16 protein-coding genes are annotated in these 16060 nt (G+C 63.1%); 10 read left to right on the top strand and 6 right to left on the bottom strand.

Annotation, left to right across the window (positions count from 1 at the left end):
* Positions 1 to 9 precede the first annotated feature (9 nt).
* The 4 genes from MESCI2_RS0105020 to uxuA all read right to left on the bottom strand — a co-directional run bounded on the left by MESCI2_RS0105020 (position 10) and on the right by uxuA (position 5232).
* Entirely contained in the window at positions 10 to 1029 is a 1020-nt protein-coding gene (locus MESCI2_RS0105020; protein ID WP_027035610.1) for an NADP-dependent oxidoreductase, read from the bottom strand.
* Between the two features lie 24 nt (positions 1030 to 1053).
* Positions 1054 to 2376, bottom strand: a complete 1323-nt coding sequence (locus MESCI2_RS0105025) for an LLM class flavin-dependent oxidoreductase (RefSeq protein WP_027035611.1) — start codon at positions 2374 to 2376, stop codon at positions 1054 to 1056.
* 336 nt (positions 2377 to 2712) lie between these two features.
* A complete protein-coding gene (locus MESCI2_RS0105030; protein WP_027035612.1) occupies positions 2713 to 3732 on the bottom strand; it encodes an isopenicillin N synthase family dioxygenase in 1020 nt (339 codons plus the stop codon).
* 315 nt (positions 3733 to 4047) lie between these two features.
* Entirely contained in the window at positions 4048 to 5232 is a 1185-nt protein-coding gene (uxuA, locus tag MESCI2_RS0105035; protein WP_027035613.1) for a mannonate dehydratase, read from the bottom strand.
* Positions 5233 to 5331: 99 nt separating this feature from the next.
* Between uxuA and MESCI2_RS0105040 the strand changes: the two genes are divergently transcribed.
* From MESCI2_RS0105040 to MESCI2_RS0105065, 7 genes are all read left to right on the top strand, one after another.
* Positions 5332 to 6117 carry an SDR family NAD(P)-dependent oxidoreductase gene (locus MESCI2_RS0105040; protein ID WP_027035614.1) on the top strand — a complete coding sequence of 262 codons (786 nt, stop codon included), beginning with the start codon at positions 5332 to 5334 and terminating at the stop codon, positions 6115 to 6117.
* A 260-nt stretch (positions 6118 to 6377) separates the two neighbouring features.
* Positions 6378 to 7730, top strand: coding sequence for an extracellular solute-binding protein (locus MESCI2_RS0105045; protein WP_027035615.1), 1353 nt, complete (start codon positions 6378 to 6380; stop codon positions 7728 to 7730).
* Between the two features lie 106 nt (positions 7731 to 7836).
* The gene (locus MESCI2_RS0105050) at positions 7837 to 8775 is read left to right on the top strand and encodes a sugar phosphate isomerase/epimerase family protein (RefSeq protein WP_027035616.1); all 939 of its coding nucleotides are present in this window, start codon (positions 7837 to 7839) and stop codon (positions 8773 to 8775) included.
* Positions 8772 to 9707, top strand: coding sequence for a carbohydrate ABC transporter permease (locus MESCI2_RS0105055; RefSeq protein WP_027035617.1), 936 nt, complete (start codon positions 8772 to 8774; stop codon positions 9705 to 9707). Before MESCI2_RS0105050 ends, MESCI2_RS0105055 begins: the two co-directional genes overlap by 4 nt.
* Positions 9707 to 10138, top strand: a complete 432-nt coding sequence (locus MESCI2_RS1000000138745) for a hypothetical protein (protein WP_245270221.1) — start codon at positions 9707 to 9709, stop codon at positions 10136 to 10138. The genes MESCI2_RS0105055 and MESCI2_RS1000000138745 overlap by 1 nt, the downstream gene beginning before the upstream one ends.
* The gene (locus MESCI2_RS1000000138750; RefSeq protein WP_245270222.1) at positions 10093 to 10608 is read left to right on the top strand and encodes a carbohydrate ABC transporter permease; all 516 of its coding nucleotides are present in this window, start codon (positions 10093 to 10095) and stop codon (positions 10606 to 10608) included. Before MESCI2_RS1000000138745 ends, MESCI2_RS1000000138750 begins: the two co-directional genes overlap by 46 nt.
* A gap of 1 nt (position 10609) precedes the next feature.
* Positions 10610 to 11680, top strand: coding sequence for a Gfo/Idh/MocA family protein (locus MESCI2_RS0105065; protein WP_027035618.1), 1071 nt, complete (start codon positions 10610 to 10612; stop codon positions 11678 to 11680).
* 18 nt (positions 11681 to 11698) lie between these two features.
* On the opposite strand, the gene MESCI2_RS0105070 is transcribed toward MESCI2_RS0105065, so the two are convergent.
* Together MESCI2_RS0105070 and MESCI2_RS0105075 are read right to left on the bottom strand one after the other, a co-directional pair.
* A complete protein-coding gene (locus MESCI2_RS0105070) occupies positions 11699 to 12505 on the bottom strand; it encodes an SDR family NAD(P)-dependent oxidoreductase (protein WP_027035619.1) in 807 nt (268 codons plus the stop codon).
* A complete protein-coding gene (locus MESCI2_RS0105075) occupies positions 12502 to 13356 on the bottom strand; it encodes an NAD-dependent epimerase/dehydratase family protein (protein ID WP_027035620.1) in 855 nt (284 codons plus the stop codon). Before MESCI2_RS0105075 ends, MESCI2_RS0105070 begins: the two co-directional genes overlap by 4 nt.
* Before the next feature lie 231 nt (positions 13357 to 13587).
* Between MESCI2_RS0105075 and MESCI2_RS0105080 the strand changes: the two genes are divergently transcribed.
* Genes MESCI2_RS0105080 through MESCI2_RS0105090 form a run of 3 tightly spaced genes read left to right on the top strand, consistent with a single transcriptional unit; the run spans position 13588 to position 16059 of the window.
* Positions 13588 to 14232 (top strand): cysteine hydrolase family protein, encoded by a 645-nt coding sequence (locus MESCI2_RS0105080; protein ID WP_027035621.1) that lies wholly within the window; start codon positions 13588 to 13590, stop codon positions 14230 to 14232.
* 49 nt (positions 14233 to 14281) lie between these two features.
* Positions 14282 to 14821 carry a MarR family winged helix-turn-helix transcriptional regulator gene (locus MESCI2_RS0105085; RefSeq protein WP_027035622.1) on the top strand — a complete coding sequence of 180 codons (540 nt, stop codon included), beginning with the start codon at positions 14282 to 14284 and terminating at the stop codon, positions 14819 to 14821.
* Between the two features lie 44 nt (positions 14822 to 14865).
* Positions 14866 to 16059, top strand: a complete 1194-nt coding sequence (locus MESCI2_RS0105090; protein WP_027035623.1) for an amidohydrolase family protein — start codon at positions 14866 to 14868, stop codon at positions 16057 to 16059.
* Position 16060 lies beyond the last annotated feature (1 nt).

Here is a 16060-nt window from a genome sequence, read left to right on the forward strand (position 1 = left end):
GCGCAACAATTATTCCGCGATACGCACTATCAGCTTACCGAAATTCCTGCCTTCGAGAAGGCCGAGAAAGGCCTGAGGCGCATTTTCGATGCTATCCACGATATCTTCCCTGTAGCGGACGCGGCCGGACGATATCCAGTCGGCCATCTCACGATAGAAGGCCGGGCGCTGGTCGACAAATTCGCGCTGGATGAAACCCCTGATCGTCAGGCTGCGGTGCAGCACTTGCTGCATCAATGTCGGCAACCGGTCGGCGCCGGCATCCGCGATGACGTTGTACTGCGCGATCAGCCCGCAGACCGGCACACGCGCAAACTCGTTCAGCAGCGGAAACACCGCGTCCCAGACAGGACCGCCGACATTCTCGAAATAGATGTCGATGCCGCCGGGGCAAGCTGCCTTCAACTGCTCGGCAAAATCGTCGGCCCGGTGATCGACGACCGCGTCAAAGCCGAGTTCTTCTCGCACGAAAGCACATTTAGCGGCGCCGCCGGCGATGCCAACGGCACGCGCTCCCTTGATGCGCGCGATCTGGCCGACGGCCGACCCGACCGCGCCGCTGGCGGCCGCCACGACGACCGTTTCGCCAGGCTTCGGCTGTCCGATGGTGAGCAGACCGGCATAGGCCGTGAAGCCCGGCATGCCGAGCACACCCAGTGCGGTCGTGATGGGCGCCGCCGCGGGATCGAGCTTGCGCAGCCCGACACCGTCGGACAATGCAAAACTCTGCCATCCGGAGTGGGACAGGACGATGTCGCCTTCAGCAAATTCCGGATGGCGAGACATCATCACGCGCGCGACGGTGCCGCCTTCCATCACGCCGTCGACATCGACCGGCTTGGCATAGGATTTCGTGGCGTTCATACGACCGCGCATATAGGGATCGAGCGACAGATAAAGGATCTGCAACAGCAGTTCGCCCTCTCCCGGCTGGTCAAGGTCAACCGTCTCGATGCGGAAATCATCCGGCTTCGGCCGGCCTTGCGGTCGCGCCGCGAGCACGATGCGGGTGTTCGACTGGATTGACATGGAGACCTCTCCGCGAAGGGCGTTCTATTCGAAAAACTGGTTGGAGGGCCGCTTCAAGCCGAGATTCTCGCGCAGTGTCGACCCCTCATATTGCCGCCTGAAGATGCCTCGCCGTTGCAATTCCGGCACCACTTTCTCGGCAAAATCATCGAGCCCGGCGGGCAGGTAGGGAAACATGATGTTGAACCCGTCGGAGCCCTCGGCAACCAGCCATTCCTCCATCTCGTCGGCGATTGTTTCAGGCGTGCCGACAAAAGCAAGGCCGGAATAGCCGCCCAGCCTTTGCGCGAGTTGTCTGACCGTCAGGTTCTCCTCGCGCGCCAGTTCGATGACGCGCTCGCGGCCACTCTTCGAGGCATTGGTCTCGGGGATTTCGGGCAAGGGCGCGTCGGGATCAAAACCGGACGCATCATGTCCGATCGCGATCGACAGCGAGGCGATGCCGCTCTCGTAGTAGACGAGACTGTCAAGCTTCGCCCGTTTGGCCTTCGCATCCTCGACGCTGTCGCCGACAACGACAAAGGCGCCAGGCAGGATCTTGATGTCGTCACGCGAGCGGCCGAGTTTCTCCGCACGGGCTTTGACGTCGGCAAAGAAACGCTGTCCCGCCGCGAGATCGGCATGGGCGGCGAAAATGACCTCCGCTGTCTCCGCAGCCAGTTGGCGTCCTGCCTCCGACGCACCGGCCTGGACGACGACCGGCCAACCCTGGATTGGCCGGGCGATGTTGAGCGGCCCACGCACCGAGAGATGTTCGCCCTTGTGGTCGAGCACATGCAGCCTGGCCGGGTCGAAATAGAACCCGCTTTCAGCGTCGCGGATGAAGGCATCCTCGGCAAAGCTGTCCCACAGGCCGGTGACGACATCGTAGAATTCCCGCGCCCGCCGGTAACGCTCATCATGCTCGACATGCTCGTCGAGGCCGAAGTTCAGCGCCGCGTCAGGGTTGGACGTGGTGACAATGTTCCAGCCGGCGCGTCCACCGCTGATATGGTCCAGCGAGGCGAAGCGGCGGGCAACATGATAGGGCGCGTCGAACGTCGTCGATGCGGTGGCGACCAGCCCGATATGGTCAGTGACGGCGGCGAGCGCCGACAAAAGCGTGAACGGCTCGAACGAGGTGACCGTGTGGCTGCGCCGCAACGCCTCGATCGGCATGTTGAGAACGGCCAGATGGTCGGCCATGAAGAAGGCGTCGAACTTTGCCGCTTCCAGCGTCTGGGCGAAGCGTTTCAGATGCGCGAAATTGAAATTGGCGTCGGCATAGGCGACCGGATAGCGCCAGGCGCCGGTGTGCAGGCTGACGGGGCGCATGAAGGCGCCGAGGCGCAATTGTTTGCGTGTCATGAAAGATGTTCCGGCCGATCGATACAGTCGAGCACAGTGCTCGAATCCTGGCTCAGGATCGGACGGTCAGCCCAACTCGGGAAGGTATTCTGTTCCGCTGCGCCGGGCTTTTGCAGTATTTCAGTTTTGCGCCTGATACCCCAGGACAAAAAAATGGCCGGGCTCGAATACGGCCCGGCCAAAAAGAAGGTCAAAACCTTCAGAGGGGAACACCGTCCAGCGGAATGGGAGGAAACCGCTAAACGATTTTACCTTTTTGGGCCTATCTTGAAGCCTTGGCGACGAATGACATTCCAAAAAATAAATGAAACGGCAAAAATTCGTGCGCCGCTAACCTCACGAACCCGCCGTTCCGGCCTCGAGAAGATCGGCATAGTGGCGGCGTGCCACGTCGGGATGGGAACGCAGCCGGCTTTTGAGCACATTGGTGCCGACATCGCGGAACAAGGGGTTGTCGGGATCGCTTGCCGGTCCGCGCGCCTGCGCCGCCAGTTCCTCGGAAAGGCCGAGAAGCGGGATCGTCGCATCGAGCCGCGCGCTGAAGAAGAAGGGAACGGAAATCCGCTCGACGCCGGCAGGCGGCGTCACGACGCGGTGCACGGTGGCCCGCAGATATCCATTCGATGCGAGTTCGAGCAGTTCGCCGATGTTGACGACCAGCGTTCCAGGCAGCGGATCCACATTCACCCAGCTTCCGTCATATTCGACCTGCAGCCCCTTGTTGTCGTCCTGCAGCAGCAGGGTCAGGAAGCCGCCATCCTTGTGCGCGCCGACGCCCTGGTCGCCTTCGGCCGCGTCACGGCCGGGATAACGGACGATCTTCATGCGATGATTGGGCGAGGCCCGGTAGATCGCGTCGAAGGCGTCCTCGGGCTGATCGAGCGATAGCGCGAAGGCTTTCAACAGCCGAATCGCCACCGCGGTCGCCTTGGCCTGCCATGCAAGCAGTGCCGGCTTGAGCTCCGGCAATGCCGACGGCCATTGGTTGGGTCCTTGCAACCTTGTCCACGGTGCAATTCCAGGTCCCTGCGCTATGGGCTGGCGCTCGACGCCGATGTCGAGTTGCTCACGCCAATCGGCCGCGCCCTTGGTCAGTTCGCCACCGGCGCGGGTGTAGCCGCGGAACTGCTGGGATTTGACCATTTCGATCGCCAGCTTGTCGGCCTCCGACAGCGCGAAGAACCGGCGCGAGGCATCGAGCACGTCGTCGATCTCCGAGGCGGAAATTCCGTGGCCGCTGAGGTAGAGGAAGCCAACGTCCCGCGCCGCCGTGCGCAGGTCCAGGAGAAAGGTACGATGCTCGGACGCACCTTGTTCGAGACGGCTCAGATCGAGCACCGGCACAATTCTGGGCATGGTCAGGTTCCTTCTTTTCTCTGCCTTGGCTTAGGAGAAGTAGAAGCGACCACCGGCAAGAGCTTCGAGAATGAATGCATCTCAAAGTGACACGCAAGGCGTGCCGATCAAAGCAACAAGAAGTCCAATCTGGCCCGAATGGAAGAACGTCAGCGCTGCATATTGTGAACTGCCGGCAAATAATTTCCCGACACGTGCTTTACCCGCCATGCCTCTCGTGGGCCGCACTTTCCAGTGCGACATCGTATAAGTCACAGCGGAAGCGCAACCGCGCGTGATCGCCTGTAAATCCGCCAGCCGAACTGACGGTACCGCTCAAGCCAGCTCGAACCGCTCGATGGCGCGCATGATGCCACGCAGCTCGGCGAGGCCTTTCAGCCGGCCGATCAGCGAATAGCCGGGATTGATCCTGGTCTTGCCGATGTCGTCGGCGAGCAGATGGCCATGGTCGGGCCGCATCGGAATACGCCAATCGGCGCGGCCTTCCCGGCGGCGGCGTGCCTCTTCCTGCATCAGAGCGAGGATGACATGCGCCATGTCCGTGCCGCCCTCGAGATGCTCGGCCTCATAGAAGGAGCCGTCATCCTCGATGGTGATGTTGCGCAGATGGGCGAAATGGATGCGGTCCGCGAACTCCTTGACCATGGCGACGATGTCGTTGTCGGCGCGCGTGCCATAGGAGCCAGTGCAGAACGTCAGGCCGTTGGCGGGGCTGTCGACGGCGTCGAGGATGAAACGCGCATCCTCGGCGGTCGAAACGATGCGTGGCAGGCCATAGAGCGAGAAGGGCGGGTCGTCGGGATGGATGCACATGCGCACCCCCTCCTCTTCGGCCACCGGAATGATCTCGCGCAGGAACCAGGCAAGGTTGTCGCGCAGCTCCTTCGGTCCGATCGCATCATAGTCCGCCAGGGCCTCGCGAAAACTGTCCCTGTCATAGCTGCGCTCGGTCGCAGGCAGGCCGGCGATCAGGTTGCGCTCGATCCTGTCGATCGCTTCGCTGCTCAATTCCTTCAGCCGCGCTTCCGCCTCGGCAATGCGGGCGGGGGTATAGCCGGCCTCGGCATTGACGCGCTTCAGCACAAACAAATCGTAGGCCGCGAAATCGATGGCGTCGAAACGCAGCGCATAGCCCGTCGTCGAAAGCCTATAGGCGAGATCCGTACGGGTCCAGTCGACCACCGGCATGAAATTGTAGCAGACCGTCGCAATGCCGGCCTTGGCGAGCGCGCGAATTGAGTCGCGATAGTAGCCGGCATAGCGCTCGCGTTCCGGCGCGCCGATCTTGAAGGAGTTGTGGACCGGAATGCTCTCGACCACCGACCATGTCAGGCCGGCGGCCTCGATGACACGCTTGCGCTCCAGAATGCTCTCGAGCGGCCAGGCGCGACCGTCATAGATATCGTGCAAGGCGCTCACCACGCCGGTCGCACCGGCCTGCCTGACATGATCGAGCGTTACCGGGTCGTTCGGTCCATACCAGCGCCAGCACTGTTCCATTGCCGCTTCCTTCTGCGAGAGAACGGCAACCTATTGTTGGACCACAATGGGTGTCAAACTAGGAACCGGTTTCGGACAGCGAATGAAGGAGTTTTCCCAATGAAGGATTTCGACGGCAAGGTGGCTTTGGTGACGGGGACGACCGGGATTGGCCTCGCAACCGCCAGACGCCTCGCTGCGGGAGGTGCTGCGATCGTCGCCTGCGGCATCGACCGCACGGCCAACGCTGCGCTGCAAGCGGAACTGGGAAGCTCCGCAGCCGGGGCGCTGGTCATAGGCGCCGACGTCTCCGTGCCCGATCAGGTTCGCGACGCGGTCGCGGCCGGCGTGGAGCGGTTCGGCGGCCTTGATATCATCGTCAATTCGGCGGCGGTGCATCCGTACGGAACCGCTGTCAACACCGATTTCGAGACCTGGAACAAGGCGATGTCGGTCAATGTCGGGTCGATCTATCTGACAGCGCATTTCGGTATTCCGGAAATGGTCCGCAGGGGCGGCGGCGCCATCGTCAACGTCGCATCGGTGCAGGGCTTTTCCTGCCAGCAGAACGTCGCCGCCTATGCCACCACAAAGGGCGCCATCCACACGCTGACGCGTGCCCTGGCGCTCGACCATGCGCGCTCCGGCATCCGCGTCAATTCCGTCAGCCCCGGCTCGATCCGCACCCCGATCCTGGAGAAGGCCGCCCGCGGCGAGAACGGCACGGATGCCGATGTCGAGGCCGCCTACAAGCGCTTCGGCGAAGCGCACCCCATCGGGCGCATCGGCGAGCCGGAGGAAGTGGCTGAACTCATCGCTTTCCTGTGTTCGTCGAAGGCCGGCTTCTGCACTGGCGCGGACTACAAGATCGATGGCGGCCTGACCGCCGGCATCGGCGTGAAGTAGATCGCGAAGATTGGGGCTTGTCCGTTACCGGGACCAGCCGGCATCCGACAATCGGTTTGCCGATCTTCTTGCAGATCAATGCCCAGGCAAATCGAACACCGCACGGGCCACGCCGAACACGAAAGGGGGGCGGGGCGATCGATGAAATAATAGGCATTCTTGCCGATTGACAAAAACATCAACAGGCGACCAAGATCATATGACCATCAACGATATTGGTCCCGAGGTTGCCCCTCGGCATTGGCGTAAAGGAGAGCCAGATGCCCCTTCAGCAGAGAGTGACCCATCGTCCGAAACAACGTTCCGCCGCTCCCATCCTTGCCACCGCACTGCTAGGCCTCGGCCTGATCACAGTGCCCGGCATCGGCCACGCCGAAGGGATCACGCTCAAGATCTTCGGCGGCTCGGCGCTCGACGAACTCGCGCCGCGCCAACCGCCGGACGAGCAGAAGAAAATCCAGCAGCAGGTTATCGACGGCTTCCTCAAGGCCAACCCCGACGTCGCCGCGGTCGAGTGGGATGCCCAGGGGCCGCAAACCGATTCCATCCAGCGCGTGATGACCGCAAAACTTGCAAACCAGGAAATGGATCTGATCGCCTGCCCGGCCTTCTACACCAATGGCGCCTATGTCAGGCGAAAACTGGTGATGCCGATTACCAACAAGATCAAGCCGTTCCAGGACAGGATCGACGCCGCTGCACTTGGCGCCTTCACGGTCAACGGCCAAGTCTACGGCGTGCCGATCTCGACGCTGTCGACATCGACGATCTTCTACAATGTCGATCTCTTTCAGAAGCTCGCCATTCCTGTCCCGCCAACCTATGACGACCTGAAGGCAGCCGTGCCGAAGTTCAAGACCGCGGGCGTGATCCCTCTGCTGCATCAGGGCTCGAACACCGTGATGTGGCCGATGTGGTACTTCGAGACCTTTTCGCAGGCATCGGGCGACCCGGTCGGCAAGACGCAGAAGAACCTCGAGGGCACGGCGAAGTTCACCGACGCGCCCGATGTCGAGGGGTTCAAGCTGATCAAGCAATGGGTCGATGATGGCATCCTTTCCAAGGATTCGCTTTCCGTCGACCAGGACGGCATGCGTGCGGCGTTCGCCGCCGGCAAGAGCGCCATGTATTATGGCGGCACCTGGGAAATCCCGTCGCTGCAGTCGAGCGTCAAGGACTTCAAATGGGGCGTTTTCGCCTTTCCGAAAATGGCCGGAACGCCGGGCGCGCCTGGCCATGGCGGCGGTGCCGACAACGGCATGTGCGTCGCCTCCTCGATCCCGCCCGAGAAGCTCGATGCCGCGATCAAGTTCATCGAATATCTGACAAGGCCCGAGGTCGCGACGCTCTACCTCGCGCCGGAACAGCCGATCGCGGCCTCGATCAAGGGCGTGCCGCAGGTCGACGATGCCTATGCCGTCGAACTGCGCAAGCAAGCCTTCCCGAACACGATCAAGTTCCTCGACTGGATCTGGCCCTCGGAGGTCGCGAGCGCCACGTCTTCGGCAATCGCCGGCATCGTCGGCGGCACGACGACGCCCGAAGACGCCGCCGCATCGATCCAGACCATCTTCGACGACCTCAAGGCCCAGGGCAGCTGGCCGCCCAAATGAGGCCCTGAAGTAGCGACTGCAAGCGAGCGCCCATCCAGCCGGGCTGCGCCAGCCAAGAAAAACAGAGGCTGCCTGCTTCGGGCAGCCTCGCCATCGGAGAGAACACATGACGACACATCGCGCCGAACGGCAGCGCTTCTCGATCGGCTATCATCTCAACAGCTGGGACCTGACCGGCCTTCCGCTCAGGCCGGCCATCAAGTTTCTCGCCGACCAGGGCTTCGGATGGTTCGAGATCCTCGCCTTCACCAGCCTGTCGGACCAGTACGCCCGCAAATACATGCAGCTCGGCAACCAGGCGCCGATGGGAGTGACCACCGACACCGACATCTTGCGGCGCTATGCGCTGCTGTCGGAAGGCCAGAGCGAGTATGGCATCAAGCTCTCCTCCTTCTACGTCAATGCGATCTTCACCAACCCTGTCGCCTGGCCCTATGAACGCGACGTGCTCGTCGCGCTGACCAGGCTGCTGAAGGGATTCGGCTCACCTGTGCTGGTTCTCGGCGGCGGTCCCTCGGAGGCCGCTGCCGGTCCCCACACAGCCGACGACTACCGCGCCTTCTGCCGGGCGCTCGAAGATATCGGCAGGCGGACCAAGGACCTCGGCATCGAGACGGTCTATCACCCGCATCTCGACACCTTCATCGAGCGTCGCGACCAGCTCGACCGCATGATGGATGAGCTGGATACCAACCTGGCCGGCCTGTGCATCGACCCGGCGCACCTTGCCCACACCAATTCCGATCCGGTCGACGCGGTAAAGACCTACATTTCGGCCGTGCGCTACATGCATTTCAAGGACACCAGGGTCGATCCGGCGCTGAAGGGCTATGACCGCTATGGCGCCTTTTGCGAGCTCGGCGCCGGGGTCGTCGATCTCGCCGGCATCGTCGACGTCCTGCTGGATGCAAACTACGATGGGCTCGCCATCATCGAGCTGGATGCGTCCAAGAAAACGGCAGAGCAAAGCACGCTCGAGAGCATCGCCTATGTCAGGGACACACTCGGGCTGGTGCTGACCCCGCAAAGTGCGAAGGCCGCGTGAGCACGCGACCGCAAGAGGCGGCTCCTGTTTCGAGCCGATCCGGCACCTGGCGTTTCGATGCCGGGGACGGGGCTACGGCCTTCGTCATGATCCTGCCCGCCGCGATCCTCTTCGGTCTTTTCTACCTCTGGCCGTTCGTCAACGGCTTCTGGCTCAGCCTGCACAATTGGGACGGGTTTTCCGACCCGACCTGGGCAGGCTTTTCCAACTACATGCGCCTGGCGCACGATCGCATCTTCCTCGGCGCGCTGCGCAACAATCTGATTTTCGTCGTTGCCGTCGTCGTCCTGAAGAACGTGCTCGGCCTCGGGCTGGCGCTGCTTCTGAACCGGGCGCTGCTCGGCCGCGCCTTCTTTCGCGCCGCCGCCTTCATCCCGGTGACGATGTCCTTCGTCGCCGTCGGCCTGCTCTGGTCCTGGATCTACAATCCCGTCTTCGGCCTGCTCAACAGCGGGCTCGATCTCATTGGCCTCGCCGGGCTGAAACGATCATGGCTCGGCGACGCCGACATCGCGCTCTACTCGATCATCGTCGTCGATGTCTGGAAATGGCTCGGCTTCCATGCCGTCATCTATCTGGCCGGGCTGCAGACGATCCCCTCGGAGCTTTATGAATCGGCGAAGATGGACGGCGCCGGCCCCTTGCAGCGCTTCCGGCACGTCACCGTTCCGATGATGATGCCGATCATCTTCATCAACACCATCCTCGGCCTTTCCGGCGCCTTCGTGCGCAACTTCGACATCGTCTATGTCTTGACCAAGGGTGGTCCGAACCACGCCACCGAAGTGGTGCTCACCTACATGATGAGCAAGGCCTTCCAGGACGGCGCCATGAGCTACGCCGCGGCGATCGGCTATGTGCTGTTCATGATCGTCGGGCTGGCCAGCGTCGGCCTGCTGGCCTTGATGCGCAGGCAAAGGCTCGACGTCTGATGAGAGCAGTCGCCAACCTTTCGCTGAACGATGGCGCCGCCGGCTCTCGCCGTCGCGGGCTCATGCAGCGCCTCGGCATGCGCGGCATCCTCGAACTTGGCGGCATCTATGCCGCGCTCGTCCTCGTGCTCTTCGAGACCCTTTATCCGCTGCTTTGGGTGCTGTTCGGTTCGCTCAAGACCAAACAGGAAATGCTCAGCAATGTCTGGGGTCCGCCATCGAGCCTGGTGCTGCAGAACTATGCCGATGCCTGGCGGATCGCCGGCATGGGATCGCGCATCGTCAACAGCATCTTCGTCACCGGCTCGGCATTGATCATCCTGGTGGCCGTCGCGACGCCGTGCGCCTATGCGGTGGCGCGTCTTCGTTCCCCGGACGCGGTCTTGTGGTCGCAGTCGCGGTTGCGGCCATGCTGGTGCCGCCGCAGGTGATGGCCATTCCGCTGTTCCTGGTGGCGCGCGATCTCGGCCTGATAAACAGCCGGCTCGGCATTGCCTTCATCTATGCCGCGACGTCGCTGCCGCTTTCGGTCTTCATCCTGCGCAGCTTCTTCATCACATTGCCGGCCGACCTCGAAGATGCCGCTCGCATCGATGGCGCCAGCCGGCTCGAGATCCTGATCCACATCATGCTGCCCCTGGTGCGGCCGGGCGTGGCGCTGATCCTCATCTTCGGCTTCATCGAGATCTGGAACGATTTCTTCCTGGCCTTCCTGCTGTTGCGCGACCCTTTGGTGCAGACCATCCCGCTTGGGCTGGTCAGCTTCTTCCAGCAATACGACTCGCTCTGGACGCTCTATTTCGCCGCGTTGACGATCACGACACTGCCGGTGATCGTCGTCTTTGTCGCCATGCAACGGCAGTTCATCGCCGGCCTGACAGCCGGCGCCGTGAAGGGTTGACATGCAGGATCGCGTTATTGGCGTTGGCGTCATCGGCTGCGGCGAGATCGCCCAGCTGATGCACTTGCCTTATCTCATGGAATTGCCGGCGTTTCGCATCGCCGCCTTGTGCGACATCTCTCCCGGCACGGTCGACAAGGTCGCGGAACATTATGGCGTCACTGCCAGATATACCGACCATCGCGCGCTGCTTGCCGACCCGAATGTCGATGCGGTCGTGATCTGCACCTACGATCATGGCGAGATGGTCACCGATGCAATCCGAGCCGGCAAGCACCTGATCGTCGAGAAGCCGCTTGCCTTCACGCCCGAGGAGGCGCGCCCGCTGGTCGAGCAGGCAGAGCGGAGCGGTCTTGTCGCCCTTGTCGGCTACATGAAATTCTATGATCCCGGCTATGAGATCGGGCTGGAGCGCATCGCCGCGATCGGCCGTCCGAAGTCGATCCATATTCATGATTTCGCCGGCCGCTTCGACCGCTATGGCCAGCTCTACACCCAGACCCGCATCACCGACGTGCCGGCAGATATGCTCGCTGCGGGACGCGATGCCGTCGCCCGGCGCGTCGAAGCGGCCCTCGGTGCCGATCATGCCGGCTATCGCGACCTCTATCTTTTGCTGCTGGGCCTCAGCAGCCACGATCTTGCCGTCATGCGCGGCGCTTTCGGCACGCCGGACCGCGTCGTCCATGCACAGCAGACCGGTCCAAACCAGTTGCTGGCCGTGCTCGACTATGGCGGCGTCCCTTGCCTCTTCGACATGGCGCTTGCCCAGTATGAATGGTGGGACGAGTGGATCCACGTGCATGGCGAGCGCGACGAGGTGCGGATCGAATTCCAGAACCCCTATTTCCGCAATGCCTCGGCGACCGTCCGGCTGCGCGAAGCGGCAGGTCAAACCGCATCCGAACGTGTCATACCCGGCGTTCCGGATACGTCGTTCCGCCGCGAATGGCTGCATTTCGCCGATTGCATCCATGCCGGCGCGAAGCCGCGCACGCCGCTTTCGGGCGGTCTCGCCGATCTCGATCTTGCCGTCCGGATCATCCAGGCAATGCCGCCCAAGAAACTTTAGACCAGCGCAATCGAGACCTTAGCGAAACTTCGGAAACGCACCGCCATCAGGGGCGTTGGCCCAGCTCTGCAAGGTCTGGCCGCCGTCGATCAGCCAATCCACGCCCGTGACGTGCCTCGCCTCGTCGGAGGCCAGGAAAGCCACGGCGGCCGCGACATCGTCCGGCTGGCCGATGCGGCGCAACGGAATGCGGTCGGCGAAATGCTGGACGCTGCTCTTGAATTCGCCGTCGCCGGAAACCGGCACGCCAAGCGTCGTCTCGATCACGCCGGGGCAGATGGCGTTGACGCGTATGCCGTAGGGCGCGGCATCGAGCGCCGCGACCCGCGTCAGGCCGACCACGCCGTGTTTGGAAGCGACATAGCCAGCACCACCCGAAAGGACGTCCCAACCGGCCATGGACGAGCCCATGTTGACGATCGAGCCACCGGTCCCGGCCTCGATCATCGCCCTCAGCGAAGCCTGCAGCACGAGGAAGATGCCGCGCAGATTGATGCGGATGATCGTATCCCAGTCCTCGACCGGCAGGTCGTGAACGGGAGCGACGACGCCGGAAATGCCGGCATTGTTGAACACCACGTCGAGGCCGCCGAACGTCTCGACGGTCGTTGCAACGGCGCGCCGCACATCCGCTTCATCGGTGACGTCAGCCTCGATCGCCAGGGCGTCGTCGCCGAGGGAGCTGGCCAATTGCCGCGCCGCCGCGCCATTGCGGTCGACAATGGCGACCCGCGCGCCTTCGTCAAGGAAACGCCGCACCGCTGCGCTGCCGATCGCGCCGGCGCCGCCGGTGACGAGGACCTTTTTCTGGTCGAACCGTTTCATCCCTGGGTCTCCGGCTTTGGATAGGAACGCCATGAATACTGTGGTTCGAAGCCGATCGTTTCGCGCGCATGGATCGTGTCCAGCACGGCGCCGAAGCCGGCGATCGGCCGGGACAGAGCTACATCAGGATAGACCCGGCGCACGAGCGCTTCGGTCTCCTCTTCCATGAATGTGTCGGCGGCGCTCAGGAGGACGCGCAGATGGCCGTCGCCTTGCCATTCAAGCGCCCGCAGGAAGCCCTGCCCGGCGTCGCGCGCATCCAGATAGGCCCACAGGTCGCGGGCACTGTCGGCAGTGGCGCGGCGCGGCCCGACGCCCTCGAAAAAAGAACCCGGCGTCTGGATCCACGGCATGCGGATACTGACCGCCGAAAAGGCGCCGCGGCGCACCGCAGCGTCGACGACTTCCTCGCCCAGCCATTTCGACAGGCCGTACGGGTCCTGCGCGCAGATCGGGTGGTTCAGGTCGACCGGCAGATAGGGCGGTCGAACAGGTTTCTCGAAAAAGGGATAGCCGAAAACGCTGAAGGACGAGGCATAGACGAAGCGCCTGGCGCCGGCCATGGCAGCTGCCTCGACCACATTGTAGGCGGTCGCGATGTTGGTCTTGAACACCTCGCCGCCGGCCCGGCCGGTCGGCCGCGGAATGGCCGCGACATGCACAACGGCCTCGCAGTCGCGCACCAGCTGCAGCGTCGATCCCAGATCGGTCAAATCGGCGGTTGCGTGGCGCCATGCGACCTCACCCGGCACCACGGTATCGACACCAAGCACATCGTGGCCGGCCGCAACCAGAGCCTCGGCCACATGGCGGCCAAGCAGGCCACTGGCTCCGGTGACGATGGTTTTCATATCTCGGCCTCGGCTCCGCAATTAGCGGCTTGAATATTGTTGATGGTCATACAAATCGAGCACATGCCTGACAAGCGTTGTCAAGGCCATTTCGCGATGGACAAATAGCGCATACGCTTGTCGGAGCGCGGTGCGCAAGGCCGACCAGCACGCTTTGCGTCGAACGGGATTGACTTGGCATCCGCTAGGGTTTTTTGTATGAGCATCAACGATCGGTCAAAGGAGCTCGCCATGTCCGTGGACAGTTTTTCCTCACATCGGCACGATGATGCGGTGCGCCTCGATCCACGCCGTGCAGCCGTTATCGTCATCGATATGGTCAATGAGTTCTGCAAGCCCGGCGGGGCCATGGTCCTGCCTGGGTACGAGACGCTGGTCGCGCCGCAGCTGGCCGTGATCGAGGCCGCGCGCGCCGCCGGCGTGCCGGTGATCTGGGTCCATGACAGCCACCGGCCGGGCATGCGACGCGAGCGCGAATGGCTGAAGCGCACACCGCATTGCCTGGATGGAAGCTGGGGGCCGGAGATCATCGAGGATCTCGGCGCCCGCGACGATGAGATCCATGTGATCAAGCGGCGCTACTCGGCCTTCTTTCAAACCGACCTCGACCTGACGCTGAAAGACATGCAGACCGATCAGTTGATCATCTTCGGCGTGGTCACCAATATCTGTGTGCGCTCGACGGTCCATGATGCCTTTTTCGAGGGCTATGAGGTGGTGGTGCCAAGCGATTGCTGCGCGGCGACGGGACCACGCGAGCAGGAAAGCTCGCTCTACGACATAGCGACCCATTTCGGCGTGGTCAGCGATTCGGCTGATGTCGTCGCAGCCCTCCGCGACGGGACGTCGCTTCAACCAGCGGAGGTCGCGGCTTGAGCTTTTTCCGAACCGGCGACATCCAAGACAGCGGCGATAGGAGTCCGGTGTGACGACTGAATCCGAAAAAGACGCGACGCCGAAAACGCCGAGCGGCGATGCACCCCCGAGCCGCGAGCAGGTGCTGCAGCAATACGCCGAGACCGGCTATGAACTGGACCGCCACCCGGCGCACGTTATCCGCCGGGCGCATCAGCGCGCGACGTTGCGCTTCCAGCAGGTCATGGCCGGCGAAGACCTTTCGCCAACGCAATTCGCGGCGCTCGCCACGATCCTCAAGCATGGCGAAGTCTCGCAGAACCATCTCGGCCGGCTGACGGCGATGGACCCGTCGACCATCAGCATCGTCATGCGCAAACTGCTCAAACACGGGCTGATCACGCGCAGCGCCTCCGAAACCGACCAACGCCTGACGATGATCGCGCTGACCGGCAAAGGGACCGACTACACGCTGGAGCGGCTCGAACGCAGCGTCGAGGTCGGGCGGCGGTTCCTGTCGCCGCTCTCACCGGCCGAGCAGGCGACGCTGCTTCGCCTGCTCCAGCGCATCAACGACGACGACCCAACGAATGGCGACAGCGGCAAATAAGCCGCGTCCAGTCCTTTTTTCCATAACAGCAAAAGTGAGAACCGATGTCGTCCGACCTCCAGTCGTCTGCCAACACGCTCGTCGTCCGCAATATCGGTCTCATGCTGAGTGGCGATCTCGCACAACCGATCATCGACGCCGACACCATCGTCGTGAGCGACGGACGCATATCAGGCATTGGCAAGGCAGGCGACATTGATGGCGGCAGCGCGGCGACGATCATTGATGCGATGGGCTGCGCGGTCGCGCCGGGTCTTATCGACAACCACGCCCATCCGGTGGCCGGCGACTGGACGCCCCGGCAGAACCAGATCGGCTGGATGGATTCGACCGTGCATGGCGGCGTCACCACCATGATCTCGGCGGGGGAAGTCCACACGCCGGGCCGACCGCGCGACCTTGTCGGGCTGAAGGCGCTGGCGATTGCTGCCCAACGCACCTTCTCCAACTTCCGTCCGAACGGCATGAAGATCCTGGCCGGGGCACCGATCCTGGAACCCGGCCTCACCGAGGAAGACTTCCGCAGTCTCGCCGAGGCCGGCGTGACGCTTGTCGGCGAGGTCGGGCTTGGCGGCGTCAAGGACGGTCCGACCGGCCGGCAGATGATCGCTTGGGCGCGCAAATACGGCATGACCTCGATGACCCACACGGGCGGTCCATCCCTGCCCGGCTCCGGCCGCATCGGCGCGGATGTCGTGCTTGAGGTCGACGCCGACATCGTCGCCCACGTCAATGGCGGGCCAACCGCCCTGCCCGACGCGGAAATACGGCAGATCTGCGAGAAGGGCTCGAGGGCGCTTGAAATCGTCCATAACGGCAATTTGCGCACCGGACTGTTCGTGCTCGACCTGGCAAGGCAGCGCGGCGAACTTGCCCGCGTCATCCTTGGCACCGACAGCCCGGCCGGATCCGGCGTGCAGCCGCTCGGCATCCTGCGGATCCTGACCATGCTGGCTTCGCTGGGGGGTATCGCGCCGGAAGTGGCGTTCTGTCTTGCCAGCGGCAACACGGCGCGCGTGCGCGGACTGGACGATCGCGGCATCATCGAGGTCGGTCGCGCCGCCGACCTGATCTTCATGGATCAGGCGATCGGCGGCGCCGGCGACGGGCTGCTCGACAGCGTGGCGCTCGGCAATCTTCCAGGCATTGGAATGGTCGTCATCGACGGCGTGGTGCGGACCGGCCGGAGCCGCAACACCCCGCCGGCGATGCGGGTGCCGGAAGTCCTGGCGGCCTGAC

Origin of the sequence: Mesorhizobium ciceri WSM4083 (genome assembly GCF_000519305.1) — a bacterium.
GTDB classification, from domain to species: Bacteria; Pseudomonadota; Alphaproteobacteria; order Rhizobiales; family Rhizobiaceae; genus Mesorhizobium; species Mesorhizobium ciceri_B.

Excerpts from the sequence above, each read along its gene's own strand:
- MESCI2_RS0105020 (WP_027035610.1), bottom strand. The coding sequence starts at position 1,029 with ATGTCAATCCAGTCGAACACCCGCATCGTGCTCGCGGCGCGACCGCAA.
- MESCI2_RS0105025 (WP_027035611.1), bottom strand. The coding sequence starts at position 2,376 with ATGACACGCAAACAATTGCGCCTCGGCGCCTTCATGCGCCCCGTCAGC.
- MESCI2_RS0105030 (WP_027035612.1), bottom strand. The coding sequence starts at position 3,732 with ATGCCCAGAATTGTGCCGGTGCTCGATCTGAGCCGTCTCGAACAAGGT.
- uxuA (WP_027035613.1), bottom strand. The coding sequence starts at position 5,232 with ATGGAACAGTGCTGGCGCTGGTATGGACCGAACGACCCGGTAACGCTC.
- MESCI2_RS0105040 (WP_027035614.1), top strand. The coding sequence starts at position 5,332 with ATGAAGGATTTCGACGGCAAGGTGGCTTTGGTGACGGGGACGACCGGG.
- MESCI2_RS0105045 (WP_027035615.1), top strand. The coding sequence starts at position 6,378 with ATGCCCCTTCAGCAGAGAGTGACCCATCGTCCGAAACAACGTTCCGCC.
- MESCI2_RS0105050 (WP_027035616.1), top strand. The coding sequence starts at position 7,837 with ATGACGACACATCGCGCCGAACGGCAGCGCTTCTCGATCGGCTATCAT.
- MESCI2_RS1000000138745 (WP_245270221.1), top strand. The coding sequence starts at position 9,707 with ATGAGAGCAGTCGCCAACCTTTCGCTGAACGATGGCGCCGCCGGCTCT.
- MESCI2_RS0105065 (WP_027035618.1), top strand. The coding sequence starts at position 10,610 with ATGCAGGATCGCGTTATTGGCGTTGGCGTCATCGGCTGCGGCGAGATC.
- MESCI2_RS0105070 (WP_027035619.1), bottom strand. The coding sequence starts at position 12,505 with ATGAAACGGTTCGACCAGAAAAAGGTCCTCGTCACCGGCGGCGCCGGC.
- MESCI2_RS0105075 (WP_027035620.1), bottom strand. The coding sequence starts at position 13,356 with ATGAAAACCATCGTCACCGGAGCCAGTGGCCTGCTTGGCCGCCATGTG.
- MESCI2_RS0105080 (WP_027035621.1), top strand. The coding sequence starts at position 13,588 with ATGTCCGTGGACAGTTTTTCCTCACATCGGCACGATGATGCGGTGCGC.
- MESCI2_RS0105090 (WP_027035623.1), top strand. The coding sequence starts at position 14,866 with ATGTCGTCCGACCTCCAGTCGTCTGCCAACACGCTCGTCGTCCGCAAT.